We start from the raw sequence: 14,479 nt of genomic DNA on the forward strand, positions 1-14,479 counted from the left end.
CATGACGTTCTCGATCGTCGGGCGCTCCGCTGACGGCCAGTCCATCGGTGTCGCCGTCGCCAGCAAGTTCCTCGCCGTCGGTGCCGCCGTCCCGGCCGCCGAGGCCGATGTCGGCGCCCTCGCCACCCAGGCGTTCGCGAACCTCGCCTACCGCGCCCAGGGCCTCGCCATGCTGCGCACCGGCACCGCCGCCGCCGACGTGGTCGCCGGACTCACCGCCGCCGACCCCGGCCGCGCCACCCGCCAGCTCGGCGTCGTCGGCCCGGCCGGAGACGGCGCCACCTACACCGGCGACGAGTGCTTCGCCTGGGCCGGCGGCGTCGCCGGCGACGGGTACGCCATCCAGGGCAACATCCTCGCCGGCCCCGCCGTCGTCGCCGAGATGGAGCGGGCCTGGCTCGCCGCCCCCGGCCTGCCGCTGGCCCGGCGGCTGCACGCCGCCCTCGCCGCCGGGGACGCCGCCGGTGGCGACAGCCGCGGCCGGCAGAGCGCCGCCCTGTTCGTCGTGCGCCGCGGCGCCGGCTACGGCGGGCTGAGCGACGTCGAGGTCGACCTGCGCGTCGACGACGACCCGGATCCGGTGACCCGGATGGGGGGCCTCATCGGCCTCTGGGAGTTGTACCTCGGCAAGCCCGACCCGGCCACGCTGCTGCCCCTGGAGGGGGCGCTCGCCGACGAGGTCCGCGACCGGCTGGCCGCCCTCGGCCACACCGGCCTGGCCGGCTGGGCCGGCGTGGAGAACCTCGAGGAGCGGCTCGTGGACGGGGCGATCGATCCGCTGGTGCTCGCCCAGCTGCGGGCCGCCTCGTCCGGGAGCGGCGCGCCGGCAGCGTGACCCGGGCGGTTCAGCGCGGCGGCCCGGGTGCGGTCCGGACGCCGCGTGATCGCTCTCTAGTCGCGGCGGCGGGCCGGGGACAGGCGTACGACGCACGCGTCGGGGGTGCCGAAGGGCTCCAGCACGCCGCGCACCACACCGGCGTGCAGGCCGCACATCGCGTCCGGGTTCTGTGCGACCAGGTCCAGGAAGGGGCAGGTGCGCAGATGCACCTCGGCGCCGGCGTCGCCGGCCGGCTCGCTGTGCCGGCTCGGGTCGAAGCCTAGGCCGCGCAGCACCGTGGTGACGGCGTCGACCGGGTCGGCGTGCGGTGGGGCGGCCGCGGCCAGTTGCCGCCCCCAGTCCCGTCTCACGCGGGCGGCCGCCTGGCGGATGTCGCCGCGGATGGGGCCAGGTGCTCGAGCAGGGCCGTCGCCAGCGCCCGGTACGGCGCGGGGGCAGGATCGGCGCCGCCGGCCCGGTAGCGCCAGGCCGGGCGGCCCGGCGCGCCGCCGCTGGGCCGGGCCTTCACCAGCAGCCCGGCCTCGACCAGCCGGTCCAGGTGGGCGCGGGTGGTGGACAGGTGCTGCCCAGTGGTGGCGGCCACGTCGGCGGCGGTGAGCCCGCCGGCCGCGTCGCGGACCAGCCGCATGATCGTCACCCGGCTCACCGAGCCCAGCGCCCGGTGGCGGGGGTGTCGTTCGTCTCCCCGGTGGGACCTGTCCGCGATGTTTCCATGGTGGATAACGTTATAACGCCAAACGACCTTTAAACCATGGAGGGGTCTTATGTCACCGCCGGTTCCCCTCGCGGCAGGGTCTTTTGACCCTGTCCGGCCGCTTTTGGCGGCCGTACCGTTCCCGCCGTGATGACCGCCCCGCGCCGTCATTCCCTTGCTCCCGTAGGTGTCTCCTGTGGAGGAACGAGGTGCTGGAAGACCTTCGTGCCGCGTGCCGGCGCGACCCCGCCCTGTACGGCGCGCGGGTCGTCGAGGTCCTGCTCTACCCCGGGCTGTGGGCGCTGTGGTGCCATCGGGTGGCCCATCGCCTGCACCGCGCCGGACTGCCGTTCCTGCCGCGTGCGCTGTCGCAACTGGCCAGGCTGGTGACCGGCGTCGAGATACACCCCGGCGCCGTCATCGGCAGGCGGCTGTTCATCGACCACGGCGCCGGCGTGGTCATCGGCGAGACCGCGCGCATCGGCGACGACGTGACCATGTACCACCGTGTCACCCTCGGCGGTCGCGGCTGGTGGCGCGACGGCAAGGCCACCCGGCGCCACCCCACCGTGGGAAACCGGGTCGTTCTCGGCGTCGGTGCCACCGTCCTCGGCCCGGTCCACGTCGGCGACGACGCCGAGGTGGGTGCGCACTGTTTGGTGGTGGCCGACGTACCCGCCGGGGCCCGGCTGCGGGCGCCGGTCGCCGTGCCCGTGTCCCATATCCCGTCCCTCGCCGGCGTCACGCCGGCACACGTCCAGGAGCGCTGACGTGATTCACCACGACGCCACCGACCTGATCGGCCGCACACCCATGGTCCGGTTGTCCCGCTTCGCGCCCGGCCTGCCGGTGCGGCTGCTGGCGAAGCTGGAGTCCATGAACCCCGGCGGCAGCGTCAAGGACCGCATCGCCGCCGCCATGATCGACGCCGCCGAACGCAGCGGCGAGCTCGCGCCCGGCGCCGCCATCGTGGAGGCGACCAGCGGCAACACGGGCATCGGCCTGGCCCTGGTCACCGCCGCACGCGGCTACCGGCTGACGCTGACGATGCCGGAGAGCATGAGCGTCGAGCGCCGTGCCCTGCTGGCCGCGTACGGGGCGGACCTCGTGCTCACACCCGCTGCGGAGGGGATGGCCGGGGCAGTCCGCCGAGCCCTGGAGATCGCCGGCGAACGGGGCGCCTTCGTGCCGCGGCAGTTCGACAACCCGGCCAATCCCGAGGCGCACCGCCGTAGCACCGCCCTGGAGATCTGGGACGACACCGGCGGAGACGTCGACGTGCTCGTCGCGGGCGTCGGCACCGGCGGCACCATCACCGGCGTCGGTCAGGTCCTCAAGGAGAAGAACCCGGCGCTGCGGGTCATCGCCGTCGAGCCCGCCGAGTCCCCCGTGCTGTCCGGCGGGACGCCCGGCCCGCACGGGATCCAGGGCATCGGCGCCGGGTTCGTGCCCGAGGTGCTCGACCCGGGCGTCTACGACGAGATCGTGCGCGTCGACGTCGAGCAGGCCCGCGCGGCCGCCCGGCGGCTGGCGCGCACTGAAGGGCTGCTCGCCGGCGTCTCCAGCGGCGCCGCCCTGCACGCCGCCACGACCGTGGCGCACCCGGCCGGCCACACCGTGGTGGTCGTGCTGCCCGACGGCGGTGAACGGTACCTCAGCACGCCCCTGTTCACCGGCGGCTGATCCTTCGGCCGCCGCCCAGCAACCAACCCCTCCCAGCGACGAACCCCTCCCAGCAAAGACAAGGAGCATCATGCTCAGCCCCTCGTCCGCCACTGTCGTCCGTGCGACCCTGCCGGTCGTGCGCGAGCACGGCGAAGCGATCACCGGCGCCTTCTACTCGCGGATGTTCGCCGCCCACCCCGACCTGCTGGACCTGTTCAACCGGGGCAACCAGGCCACCGGCCGGCAGCGCCAGGCCCTGGCCGCGGCCGTCGTGGCCTACGCCGGGCACCTGCTCGGCGAGGACACGGTGCCGTGGGGGCCGGTCGTTGAGCGCATCGCCCACAAGCACGCGTCGCTGGGCATCGCGCCAGCGCAGTATCCGATCGTCGGCCGGCACCTGATGGCCGCCGTCGGGCAGGTGCTCGGCGACGCGGTCACCGACGAGGTGGCCCGTGCCTGGGACGAGGTCTACTGGCTGTTCGCCTGCGAGCTGGTCGCCCGCGAGGCCCGGCTGTACCACGCCGCCGGTCTGGACGAGCCCGCCGCGGTCTGGCGCGCCTGGCGCGTCGTCGAGCGCACCGTCGAGACCGACGACGTCGTCTCCTTCACGGTCGTACCCGCCGACGGCGCGCCGGCCGGTGAGTTCGTCCCGGGGCAGTACGTCTCGGTCGCCGTCGACCTCGGCGACGGCGCGGGCCGGCAGATCCGCCAGTACAGCCTGTCCGGGGCGCCGGGGCTGCCCACGTGGCAGATCACCGTCAAGCGGGTGCGCGGACAGGCCGGCAGCCCCGACGGGGCCGTGTCGAGCTTCCTGCACGAGCGGGTCGCCGTGGGTGACCTGCTGCGCCTGAGCCCGCCGTTCGGTGACGTCAGCAGCGTGCCCGGCGACGGCCCGCTGGTGCTGGTCAGCGCGGGCATCGGCATCACGCCGGCGATGTCGGCGCTGCACCACCTGGCCCGGCGCGACGCCGGACGCCCGGTCGTGCTGGTGCACGCCGACCGGACCGGTGACACCCATGCCCTGCGCCGGCACCTGCCCGAGCTTCGCCGCGCCCTGCCGGGGCTGCGGATGCACCTGTGGTACGAGCACGGTGCCCCGGACGCGGCGCTGGCGACGCTGGCCACCCGCGTCGACACCGGCCGGGTCGATCCCGCGCTCATCCCCGTGCCGGCCGACGCCGACGTGCACCTGTGCGGGCCGCTGCCGTTCATGAACCACGTGCGCGCCGGCCTGTTGCGCCGGGGCGTGCCGGGCGAACGGATCGCCTACGAGGTCTTCGGGCCCGAAATGCTGCCCAACTAGATCACGCATCCCGGCAGTACCACTGTCGCGGGGCTTTGGTCCCAGCCTGCACGGGACGCGCGGCACATGTCGCGCCGGTTTGGCTGCACGAGGCTGGGTTCTGCGGCACCTGATGTGCCGCATCGGTGTGGCAGCACGCCGATCAGCACCGAGGAGTGATCAACCTTGCCGCCACGCCCGGCCCCGGACGCCGCCCTGACCCCCTCGACGGACACGGTGCCGGGCGTGGCCCCACTCCTGGCCGCCCGCCGCTTCCTGACCAGGCAGACCGTGGGCGACCACGGCCGGGCCCTGCACCAGGTGGAGCTCGTGCCGCTCTAGAGCCCGGTCGGTATGGTCCAGGGATGGCATTGTCACCGTCGGACGAGGTCGCCGCCGCGCTGCGGGAGTTCGCCGAGCGCATCGACGTGTTCGACACCGCGCCGCGAGCGGCCGTCGTCGAGGTCAGGGTCGGCGAGCGTGCGGTAGCGCTACGAGCACCCGTGGTGAAGGCACTCGTCGAGGCGTTGCGGGCATACCAGGACCCACGCGATCGCGGCACCTGCGACCACTGCGGCGGCCCGCGACTGGACGACAACTTCATGTGCGCCGACTGCGGCCGGCCCAGCGGCCTGTTCGGCCAGCTGCTGCGCGAGCGGGCGGCCCGATACGAGGGCCCGCCGGGGCAGCTGCCCGGCTGATCGAGAGCCCCGTCAGGCGGGGCGCGCGGCCTCGCGTAGCCGGGCGAATGCTTCGGCGAGCTGGTCGAGCTGGTAGTGGGCGTTGAGGCCGCTCGGGTTGGGCAGGATCCACACTCGCGTCGCCCCGGTGCCGGGACCGAGCAGCGCGGCGTCCTGCGGACCCACCTTCGCGTGTTGCACGCCGAATGCTGTGCGGAACGCCGTCACGCCGAGGACGGCGAGCCACCGCGGCGCGTAGCGGGCGACCTTGGCGCGCAGGATCGCGCCGCCGGCGGTGAGCTCCTCGCGGGTGAGCTCGTCGGCGCGGGCCGTGGCGCGGGCGGCCAGGTTGGTGATGCCGAGCCCATGCCCGGGAAGGAGATCCTGCTCGTCGGGGCGCAGCTGCCGGGGTGTGAACCCGCCGAGATGCAGCGCGGGCCAGAACCGGTTGCCGGGCCGGGCGAAGTGGTGCCCGGTGGCCGCCGACCACAGACCGGGGTTGATGCCGCACAGCAGGACGTCGAGCCCGGGCGCGATCACGTCGGGCAGCAACCGGCCGGCGGCGGCGAGGAGGTCCTCCCGGCTCGGCCGCACGCGCGGCGGCCCGCTCCGGTGCACCGTCGACGCCATGCCGACAAGCATGCCAGGGCGGGCGCGGCGGCCGTCGTCTAGCGTTCGAGCCATGGGCGAGCGGCGGTTGATTTCCAGTGGTTCCACGTTCGAGCAGGAGATCGGATATTCCCGGGCGGTCGTGGACGGCGACTGGGTGCACGTGTCGGGGACTACGGGGTTCGACTACGCCGCGATGACGATCTCGGCGGACGTCGTCGAACAGGCGGAGCAGTGCTGGCGGAACATCGACGCGGCGCTGCGGGAGGCGGGCGCCTCGGTCGCCGACGTGGTCCGGGTCCGGTATCTGCTGCCGGACGCGGCGGACTTCGAGCCGTGCTGGCCGGTGCTGCGGCGCTGGATGGACGGGGTGCGTCCGGCGGCGACGATGCAGGTGTGCGGGCTGTCGGATCCCCGGATGCGGATCGAGATCGAGGTCACGGCCCGGCGGGCGGGCAGCCGGGTCGCCCCGGGGCTCGGCTGGCCCCGTTAGGCCCCGTTAGGCCCCGTTAGGCCCCGGTTGGGGGCCACGGATGGGAGCACGGACGGGAGAAGGAGCGGTCAGGCGTTCTCGAGCGTGATGTCCAGCGCGACGGCCAGGACGCGTGACAGGCCGACCGGGTCGTCGGTGGCGATCGTGGCCCCGGCCAGCCCGGCCGCGCCGCCGATGCCGTCGAGCGTGCAGCCCTCGAGGCGGGCCCCGGCGGAGATGGCGAAGTCGAACCGGGCGCCGCTGAGGTCGCAGTCGATGAACGCCGCCCCGGACAGGTCGGCGCCGGTGAAGTCCGCCTCCGTCAGGTCGGTGCCGGTGAATGTGACGGCGTGCAGGTGCGCACCCCGGAAGATGCTGCGCTCGGCCCGGCAGTCGCGGACGGTGACGTCGTGCAGGGTCCCGTCGAGCCACTGCAGCCCGGTCAGCCACGAGTCGCGGACGGTGACGCGGTGCATGACCGACTGGTCGGCGCGGACCTCGGCGAGGCTCGTGTCCTCGATGAGGCAGTCGGTGAGGATGGATCCGGCGAGGGCGGTACCGGTGAGGTCGGCGCGCTTGAACCGGCACTGGACGAACTCGGCGCCCTTGGCGGTGCGCCCCGCGAGGTCGAGGTCGTAGAAGCCGAGTGCCTTGTACGTCGCGTCGTCGCGCAGGTCGTCCTCGTCCGGGGTGGCGAGCACGAGCGCGGTCGGCGGCCGGGGCCGGGCGGGCGCGGTGTGCGCCGTTGGCAGCACCGACTGGGTGGGCATGGGTGTGACGTTAGTGGCAGCTGTGACGGTCCGCCGCACCGCCCGCCAGGCGGCCGGGGAAAATCATCGGGCAATCGCGGCGACGTGTGCCTATCCTTGCGAGCGTCATGTCTGAGGTATCCCAGCCGACCAGCCTGAGTGAGCTGCGCGCGCGCCTTTCCGGGCTCATGCCGCAGGATCAGCATCGGCTGCGGCGGCGCATCGACGGTGCGAAGCGGTCCCGCAACGCGCAGGGGATCGCGGAGGCGATCCGGGCCGACGTGGAGCGGGCCGAGCGGCGGGTCGCCGCCCGCCGGGCGGCCGTGCCGCGGGTCAGCTATCCCGAGCAGCTGCCGGTCAGCCAGCGCAAGGACGAGATCCTGGCGAAGATCCGCGACCACCAGGTGGTGATCGTGGCGGGGGAGACCGGCTCGGGCAAGACGACGCAGCTGCCGAAGATCTGCCTGGAGCTGGGCCGGGGCGTGACGGGCCAGATCGGGCACACGCAGCCGCGGCGGATCGCGGCGCGGACGGTCGCCGAGCGGGTGGCCGAGGAGCTGGGCACGGAGCTGGGCGCGACGGTCGGGTTCAAGGTGCGCTTCTCGGACCAGTCCGGCGATCAGACGATGGTCAAGGTGATGACGGACGGCATCCTGCTGGCGGAGATCCAGCAGGATCGGCTGCTGCGGCAGTACGACACCCTGATCATCGACGAGGCGCACGAGCGCAGCCTCAACATCGACTTCATTCTCGGGTATCTCAAACAGCTGCTGCCGCGGCGTCCCGACCTGAAGCTGATCATCACTTCGGCGACGATCGACCCGGAGCGGTTCTCGCGGCACTTCGGTGACGCCCCGATCGTGGAGGTGTCGGGCCGCACGTATCCGGTGGAGGTGCGGTATCGGCCGATCGAGTCGGCGGACGAGGGCGCCGAAGAGGTCGACCAGTTCGACGCGATCTGCAACGCGGTGCTGGAGCTGCAGGCCGAGGGGCCGGGCGACGTGCTGGTGTTCCTCAGCGGCGAGCGGGAGATCCGCGACGCGGCGGACGCGCTGACCCGGCTGGACCTGCCCAACACGGAGATCCTGCCGCTGTTCGCACGGCTGTCGTTCGCGGAGCAGCACCGCGTGTTCCAACCGCACTCGGGCCGGCGGATCGTGCTGGCGACGAACGTGGCCGAGACGTCGCTGACCGTGCCGGGGATCAAGTACGTCGTCGACCCGGGCACGGCGCGGATCTCGCGGTACAGCCACCGGCTGAAGGTGCAGCGGCTGCCGATCGAGCCCGTGTCCCAGGCGTCGGCGAACCAGCGCAAGGGCCGCTGCGGGCGCACCTCCGACGGCGTGTGCATCCGGCTGTACAGCGAGGAGGACTTCGCGGCCCGGCCGGAGTTCACCGATCCGGAGATCCTGCGCACCAACCTGGCGTCGGTGATCCTGCAGATGATCTCGCTCGGCCTGGGGGACCTGGCCGCGTTCCCGTTCATCGACCCGCCGGACCGGCGCAACGTGTCGGCCGGCGTGCAGCTGCTGGAGGAGCTGGGCGCGCTCGAGCCAGGGCCAACCCTGACGGGCCTGGGCCGGCGCCTGGCGCAGCTGCCGGTCGACCCGCGGCTGGCGCGGATGGTGCTGGAGGCCGAGCGCAACGGCTGCGTCCGCGAGGTGATGGTGATCACGGCGGCGCTGTCGATCCAGGACCCGCGGGAGCGCCCGGCGGACCAGCAGGCCCAGGCGCAGCAGCTGCACGCGCGGTTCGCCGACAAGGACTCGGACTTCACCGGATACCTGAACCTGTGGAACTACCTGCAGGAGAAGCAGAAGGAGCTGTCCAGCAACCAGTTCCGCAAGCTGTGCCGGGCCGAGTTCCTCAACTACCTGCGGGTCCGCGAGTGGCAGGACATCTACAGCCAGCTGCGGCAGGTCCTGAAGTCGATGGACGTGACGCCGAACGAGGAGCCGGCGGCGCCGTACGCGATCCACGTGTCGCTGCTGGCGGGCCTGCTGTCGCACATCGGACTGAAGGACGCGGAGAAGAACGAGTACCTGGGGGCGCGCAACGCGCGGTTCGCGGTGTTCCCGGGCTCGGCGCTGTTCCGCAAGACGCCGCGCTGGGTGATGGCGGCGGAGCTGGTGGAGACCTCGCGGCTGTGGGCGCGGGTCGCGGCGCGCATCGAGCCGGAGTGGATCGAGCCGCTGGCGCAGCACCTGGTGAAGCGGCAGTACAGCGAGCCGCACTGGGAGCGCAAGCAGGCCGCGGTGATGGCCTCGGAAAAGGTGACGCTGTACGGGGTGCCGATCGTGACGGCCCGGAAGGTCAACTACGGCCGGGTCGACCCGGTGCTGTCCCGCGAGCTGTTCATCCGCCACGCGCTGGTGGAGGGCGACTGGGAGACCTCGCACGCGTTCTTCGCCGAGAACCGGCGCCTGCTCGACGAGGTCGAGGAGCTGGAGAACCGGGCCCGCCGCCGGGACCTGCTCGTCGACGACGAGACGCTGTTCGAGTTCTACGACGGCCGGATCGCCCCGGAGGTGGTGTCGGGCCGGCACTTCGACAGCTGGTGGAAGCGGACCCGCCGCGAGCAGCCGGACCTGCTGACGTTCGACCCGGCGATGCTCGTCAACGCCTCCGCGGATGCGGTACGCCAGGAGCAGTATCCGGACGCCTGGGAGCAGGACGGCCGCCGCTTCGCGCTGACGTACCAGTTCGAGCCGGGCACGGACGCCGACGGCGTGACGGTGCACATCGGCCTGCCCCTGCTGGGCACGGCCCGCGACGCCGACTTCGTGTGGCAGGTGCCCGGGCTGCGCGAGGATCTCGTCACCGCGCTGATCAAGTCGCTGCCGAAGGCGCTGCGGCGCAACTTCGTGCCGGCCCCGGACACCGCGCGCGACGCGCTGGCGTCGATGCCGGCCCGCGACGGCGACCTGCTCGACGCGCTGGAGCTGCACCTGCGCCGGATGACCGGCGTGTCGGTGCCGCGCGAGGAGTGGGACTGGTCGCGGGTGCCGGAGCATCTGAGGATGACGTTCCGGGTCGTCGACGACGCCGGCAAGGTGCTCGGCGAGGGCAAGAGCCTGTCCCGGCTGCGGGAGCAGCTGGCCCCGAAGGTGCGCGAGACGGTCGCGGAGGCGGCCGTGGACGTGACCCGCAAGGGCGCGACGAGCTGGGAGTTCGCCACCCTGCCCCGCACCCTGTCGCGCACCGTCGCCGGCCACACCCTCACCGTGTACCCGGCGCTGGTCGACGAGGGCACGTCCGTGGCGGTGCAGGCGTTCGACCTGCCGGTCCGCCAGCAGCTGGAGATGTGGGCGGGCACCCGCCGCCTGCTGCTGCTCACGCTGCCACCGCCGGCCCGTTTCGTGCAGGGCCGGCTGACGAACGAGGCGAAGCTGGCGCTGAGCCGCAACCCGCACCGCAACGCCGTGGACCTGCTGGACGACTGCGCGGCGTGCGCCGTGGACCAGCTGATGACGGACGCGGGCGGCCCGGCGTGGGACGAGGCCGGGTTCGTGGCGCTGCGGGACAAGGTCCGCGCGGACCTGGTGGACCTGACCCTGGACGTGGTCGGCAGCGTGCGGAAGATCCTGGCGGCCGCCCACGATGTGGAGCAGCGCCTGGCCCGGACGAAGAACCCGCTGCTGCTGCCGGCGCTGACGGACATGCGCGGGCAGCTGAGCCGCCTGGTGTACCGCGGATTCGTCACCGACACGGGCTGGCAGCGCCTGCCGGACCTGGAGCGGTACCTGCGCGGCATCGAGCGGCGCCTGGAGAAGGTCCCCACGGATACGGCCCGGGACCGGGATCGGATGCTGACGGTGCAGGAGGTGCAGCGGGAGTACGACCAGCTGGCGGCGACGATGACGATGTCGCCGCAGCTGCGCGAGATCCGCTGGATGATCGAGGAGCTGCGGGTGGGCCTGTTCGCGCAGGCGCTCGGCACCGCCTACCCGGTGTCGGACGTGCGCATCTACCGCGCGATGGACGCGCTCCCGTCCTGAATCACGACGGGAGCGCAGGGGTGGAGCGGGACGGGAGGAGCCGGCTCAGTACTGCTCGGGCCGTTTGAAGATGACGGTCTGGTCGCCGCCGCCCGGCGACTGCCCCGGCCCGTTCGGATCGATGACCTGCGTCGGCCCGGACGGTTGCCCGCCGAAGCCGGGGGTGATCACCTGCGTCGGCCCGGACGGCGGTGGCCCGAACCCGCCCGGGTCAGCCACCTGCGGGGCCGCGACCGGCGACCCATACGTGGTCGGCTGTCCAGGGACGCTGGGCGGGAATCCGGCCGGGGCTGTCACCACGGGGTGCATGCCGGTGTCGGGGTCCCGGCGGTCCTTGCGCCGGAAGTAGAAGAGGCTGCCGACGAGCCCGAGCACGGCGCCGACGATGGCCACGATGCCGATCCAGAACCCGGCCGACTTCCCGTCGCTGTCGCTCGCCCGGTTGGTCGCCGGGGCGGTGGTCGGCTGGACGGCCACCCCGTTGCCGGCCTCCGGCGGCGCCATGGTCTCGTTGGACAGGGACGGGGACTCGTTGGCCGCCGGGCTCGCCGCGTTCGAGCTCCTGGTCGATGATCTGCTCGGCGTCGGCCCGCCGGTGGTCCGCAGCGTGAAGTTGTCGGCGTTGCCCTTCTCGACCCGCATCTGCCCCTTGCCCTGCCCCGCGGTTTTCGCGGTGAGCACGATCTGCCCGGAGACAGTCTTGTCGGGGGCGATCGTGCCGTTGGAGTGGCAGCTGGCGGCGCGACCACCGGCGCCGACGGTGCAGTTCTGGTTGTCGGCCGGGTCGATGATCGCGTTGGAGGGCGCCTGCACGGTGACGGTCAGGCCGGCGACCGGCTCCTTCGTCCCGTTCTTCACCACGAAGCGGATCGGGACCTTGTCGCCGACCTTGCCCTGGACGTTGCCGTCGACCTTGATCTCGAGCGTGTCGGCGGCCCACGCGGGCGTGGCCACCAGAGCGATCCCGGCGAACGAGCCCACGCCGACCGCCGCGACGGTCGCCACCGCCGCGCCCCAGCGCCCCAGCCTCCGGATTTCACCCATGCTTCGGCGGACACTAGCAGCATTCGTCAACGATCGCCGCCTGTCGTCCGGTCGGACGGATCGCGCAAAGGCATCTGAAACAGGCGGAACAGCCACCACAGCGACGGCGCCAGGATCGCGGCACCGGCGAGGACGGCCCACAGCGTGGCACGCATCACGGCCGGGGTCGCCGCCACGCCGGAGACCGTGGTCGCGGGCGGCAGCAGGTACGGGTACTGCGCCGCCGCCCACCCCCACAGCACCGTGGCGACGGCGAGCCCTCCGGTGACCCGCACCGCCGCGTACCGGCCGGCGGCGAGCAGCCCGATCGAGGCGAGCCCGGCCAGCGCCGACACGACGACGAGCGCCGCCGGCACCGGCCGCCACAGCCGGTCGGCGAGCCAGCCGGCGTCGAGCTCGACGACGACGAGCCCGGCGGCCGCGAGCACCCCGGTGCCCGCCCCCGCCCACAGCGCCCGGCGCCGCAGCCGCGGTACGAGATCCGGGTCCTCGCGCCGCGCGTCGAAGATCAGGAACACTGCGGCCAGGTAGGCGCACACGGCCACGGCGAGCGCCCCGGTCGCCACCGAGGTCGGGTTCCACCACGAGGTGAGCAGGTCTCCGCGGCCGGCGGTCCACGGCGGCACCCGGCCGGACGCGATGCCCCCGGCGACGGCGCCGAAGAAGAACGGCGTGACCACGGAGGAGAACGCGAACAGGGCGCCGAAGATCCGCTGCCGGCCGAGGGTGTCGCTGGTCTTGCGGAAGGCGAACCCGGCGCCGCGGCCGATGATGCCCAGCGCCGCGCAGGTCAGCGGGATGTACATGGTCGCGGAGACGCCGGCGAACACGGCCGGGAAGCCGGTCCACAGCAGCACCACCGCGAAGATGAGCCACACGTGGTTGGCCTCCCACACGGGCCCGATCGCGTGCTCGATGAGCTTGCGCTGGCGCATGCCGGTGCGGGCGTCGCCGGCGAAGAGGTCCCAGAACCCGGCGCCGAAGTCGGCGCCGCCGAAGAGGGCGTATGCGGTGACGGCGGCGAAGAGCACGCCGAGGAGCGCGTCGGCGGAGGTCATCACGGCACCGGGAAGGTCTCGACGTCGGACTCCTGCGGCGCGACCGGCACCGGTTTGTCCCGGGCGAGCCGGCGCAGCACGTACACGGTGGCCACGGTGAGCAGCGTGTACACGATGAGCACCACGACGAGCCCGGTCCGCAGCCCGGGTGCGGTGTTGACGGCGTCGTGGGTGCGCAGGACGCCGTAGACGACCCACGGCTGGCGCCCGACCTCGGTGGTGGTCCAGCCGGCCTCGAGGGCGAGGACGGCGGCCGGGCCGCACAGCGCCGCGGCGCGCAGGAACCAGCGGTTGGTGAGCCAGCCTCGCCGCCATCGCCAGATGAACGCGAACGCGGCGGCGACGGCGAGCATCGCGAATCCGGCGCCGACCATGAGCTGGAACGACCAGTGCACGACGTTGACCGGCGGCCGCTCGTCGGCGGGGACGGTGTTGAGCCCGGCGATCTCGGCGTTGGGGTCCCAGTGCGCCAGCAGCGACAGCGCGTTGGGGATCTCGATGGCGTAGCGCAGCTCGCCGTCGATGGCCACGCCGCCGAGGTGCAGCGGCGCGCCGCGCTGTGTCTCGTAGAGGCCCTCCATGGCGGCGAGCTTGACCGGCTGGTGGGTCGCGACGTGATGGGCGGCCCAGTCGCCGACGCCGACCTGGACGGGTGCCATGACGGCGGCGACGGTGAACGGCACGAGGAAGCCGAGGCGGTGGTACCGGTCGGTGCGCCCGCGCAGCATGCCGACCGCGTAGACGGAGGCCATGCAGAAGCCGGTGACCATGAACGCGGCGACCATCATGTGCACCGACTGCGGTCCGGTGGCCGGGTTGAACATGGCGCCGAGCGGGTCGACGCCGGTGATCCTGCCGTCGACGAGGTCGAAGCCCCTCGGCTGGTTCATCCAGGCGTTGGCGCTGACCACGCAGAACGTCCCGACGATCCCGGCGATCAGGACCGGCACCGCGGACCACATGTGCGCGCGGGCGGGGAGGCGGTCCCAGCCGTACAGGTAGATGCCGAGGAAGACGGCCTCGATGAAGAACGCGAATCCCTCCAGGGTGAACGGCAGCCCGATGACCTGGCCGTAGGTGCCCATCAGGCCGGGCCACAGCAGCCCCATCTCGAAGCTGAGGATGGTGCCGGAGACGGCGCCGACGGCGAACAGCACGCCCATCGCGCGGGCCCAGCGGCGGGCGAGGAGCCGGTAGTGCACGTCGCCCGTGCGGTGGCCGCGCCATTCCATGAACAGCGTGATGGCCGGCATGGCGACGCCGAAGCTGGCGATGATGATGTGCCAGCCGAGCGACAGTGCCATCTGGACCCGGGCGGCGGCGAAGTCGCCGGGCGTCGCGGCCTCGGCGAGGTAGGTGACGGACGGTGACAGCAGGGTTTCCACGAAAC

General features: G+C 73.1%; 13 protein-coding genes and 1 pseudogene. 8 read left to right on the forward strand and 6 right to left on the reverse strand.

Annotated elements, in window-relative coordinates:
* Position 1 precedes the first annotated feature (1 nt).
* Complete coding sequence (locus AB0367_RS09090; protein ID WP_366225690.1) at positions 2 to 835, forward strand: DUF1028 domain-containing protein; 834 nt, start codon at positions 2 to 4, stop codon at positions 833 to 835.
* Between the two features lie 56 nt (positions 836 to 891).
* Here the strand turns inward: AB0367_RS09090 and AB0367_RS09095 are convergent.
* Positions 892 to 1,552, reverse strand: a pseudogene (locus tag AB0367_RS09095) (helix-turn-helix domain-containing protein).
* Between the two features lie 189 nt (positions 1,553 to 1,741).
* Here AB0367_RS09095 and epsC point away from each other — a divergent pair.
* From epsC to AB0367_RS09120, 5 genes are all read left to right on the forward strand, one after another.
* Positions 1,742 to 2,302, forward strand: coding sequence for a serine O-acetyltransferase EpsC (epsC, locus tag AB0367_RS09100; protein WP_366225691.1), 561 nt, complete (start codon positions 1,742 to 1,744; stop codon positions 2,300 to 2,302).
* Between the two features lies 1 nt (position 2,303).
* The gene (gene cysK, locus AB0367_RS09105) at positions 2,304 to 3,215 is read left to right on the forward strand and encodes a cysteine synthase A (RefSeq protein ID WP_366225692.1); all 912 of its coding nucleotides are present in this window, start codon (positions 2,304 to 2,306) and stop codon (positions 3,213 to 3,215) included.
* A gap of 70 nt (positions 3,216 to 3,285) precedes the next feature.
* A complete protein-coding gene (locus AB0367_RS09110; RefSeq protein WP_366225693.1) occupies positions 3,286 to 4,500 on the forward strand; it encodes a globin domain-containing protein in 1,215 nt (404 codons plus the stop codon).
* 165 nt (positions 4,501 to 4,665) lie between these two features.
* Positions 4,666 to 4,821 (forward strand): hypothetical protein, encoded by a 156-nt coding sequence (locus AB0367_RS09115; protein WP_366225694.1) that lies wholly within the window; start codon positions 4,666 to 4,668, stop codon positions 4,819 to 4,821.
* Positions 4,822 to 4,844: 23 nt separating this feature from the next.
* A complete protein-coding gene (locus tag AB0367_RS09120; RefSeq protein WP_366225695.1) occupies positions 4,845 to 5,180 on the forward strand; it encodes a hypothetical protein in 336 nt (111 codons plus the stop codon).
* A gap of 12 nt (positions 5,181 to 5,192) precedes the next feature.
* Here the strand turns inward: AB0367_RS09120 and mug are convergent, their stop codons facing one another.
* Entirely contained in the window at positions 5,193 to 5,789 is a 597-nt protein-coding gene (gene mug / locus AB0367_RS09125; protein ID WP_366225696.1) for a G/U mismatch-specific DNA glycosylase, read from the reverse strand.
* A 52-nt stretch (positions 5,790 to 5,841) separates the two neighbouring features.
* Between mug and AB0367_RS09130 the strand changes: the two genes are divergently transcribed.
* The gene (locus AB0367_RS09130; RefSeq protein WP_366225697.1) at positions 5,842 to 6,261 is read left to right on the forward strand and encodes a RidA family protein; all 420 of its coding nucleotides are present in this window, start codon (positions 5,842 to 5,844) and stop codon (positions 6,259 to 6,261) included.
* Between the two features lie 68 nt (positions 6,262 to 6,329).
* On the opposite strand, the gene AB0367_RS09135 is transcribed toward AB0367_RS09130, so the two are convergent.
* Positions 6,330 to 7,010 carry a pentapeptide repeat-containing protein gene (locus AB0367_RS09135; protein WP_366225698.1) on the reverse strand — a complete coding sequence of 227 codons (681 nt, stop codon included), beginning with the start codon at positions 7,008 to 7,010 and terminating at the stop codon, positions 6,330 to 6,332.
* Between the two features lie 107 nt (positions 7,011 to 7,117).
* On the opposite strand from AB0367_RS09135, the gene hrpA reads away from it, so the two are divergent.
* Entirely contained in the window at positions 7,118 to 10,987 is a 3,870-nt protein-coding gene (gene hrpA / locus AB0367_RS09140) for an ATP-dependent RNA helicase HrpA (protein ID WP_366225699.1), read from the forward strand.
* 45 nt (positions 10,988 to 11,032) lie between these two features.
* On the opposite strand, the gene AB0367_RS09145 is transcribed toward hrpA, so the two are convergent.
* Genes AB0367_RS09145 through AB0367_RS09155 form a run of 3 tightly spaced genes read right to left on the reverse strand, consistent with a single transcriptional unit; the run spans position 11,033 to position 14,474 of the window.
* Positions 11,033 to 12,031, reverse strand: coding sequence for a hypothetical protein (locus AB0367_RS09145; RefSeq protein ID WP_366225700.1), 999 nt, complete (start codon positions 12,029 to 12,031; stop codon positions 11,033 to 11,035).
* Positions 12,032 to 12,057: 26 nt separating this feature from the next.
* Complete coding sequence (locus tag AB0367_RS09150; RefSeq protein ID WP_366225701.1) at positions 12,058 to 13,089, reverse strand: cytochrome d ubiquinol oxidase subunit II; 1,032 nt, start codon at positions 13,087 to 13,089, stop codon at positions 12,058 to 12,060.
* Complete coding sequence (locus tag AB0367_RS09155; RefSeq protein ID WP_366225702.1) at positions 13,089 to 14,474, reverse strand: cytochrome ubiquinol oxidase subunit I; 1,386 nt, start codon at positions 14,472 to 14,474, stop codon at positions 13,089 to 13,091. Before AB0367_RS09155 ends, AB0367_RS09150 begins: the two co-directional genes overlap by 1 nt.
* Positions 14,475 to 14,479 lie beyond the last annotated feature (5 nt).

This window comes from Dactylosporangium sp. NPDC051484 (assembly GCF_040689395.1).
Classification (GTDB): domain Bacteria; phylum Actinomycetota; class Actinomycetes; order Mycobacteriales; family Micromonosporaceae; genus Dactylosporangium.

Bases quoted from the DNA above. Each gene is read 5' to 3' on its own strand.
- AB0367_RS09090 (WP_366225690.1), top strand. From the start codon at position 2: ATGACGTTCTCGATCGTCGGGCGCTCCGCTGACGGCCAGTCCATCGGT.
- AB0367_RS09145 (WP_366225700.1), bottom strand. From the start codon at position 12,031: ATGGGTGAAATCCGGAGGCTGGGGCGCTGGGGCGCGGCGGTGGCGACC.
- AB0367_RS09120 (WP_366225695.1), top strand. From the start codon at position 4,845: ATGGCATTGTCACCGTCGGACGAGGTCGCCGCCGCGCTGCGGGAGTTC.
- AB0367_RS09130 (WP_366225697.1), top strand. From the start codon at position 5,842: ATGGGCGAGCGGCGGTTGATTTCCAGTGGTTCCACGTTCGAGCAGGAG.
- hrpA (WP_366225699.1), top strand. From the start codon at position 7,118: ATGTCTGAGGTATCCCAGCCGACCAGCCTGAGTGAGCTGCGCGCGCGC.
- AB0367_RS09110 (WP_366225693.1), top strand. From the start codon at position 3,286: ATGCTCAGCCCCTCGTCCGCCACTGTCGTCCGTGCGACCCTGCCGGTC.
- mug (WP_366225696.1), bottom strand. From the start codon at position 5,789: ATGGCGTCGACGGTGCACCGGAGCGGGCCGCCGCGCGTGCGGCCGAGC.
- AB0367_RS09150 (WP_366225701.1), bottom strand. From the start codon at position 13,089: ATGACCTCCGCCGACGCGCTCCTCGGCGTGCTCTTCGCCGCCGTCACC.
- AB0367_RS09135 (WP_366225698.1), bottom strand. From the start codon at position 7,010: ATGCCCACCCAGTCGGTGCTGCCAACGGCGCACACCGCGCCCGCCCGG.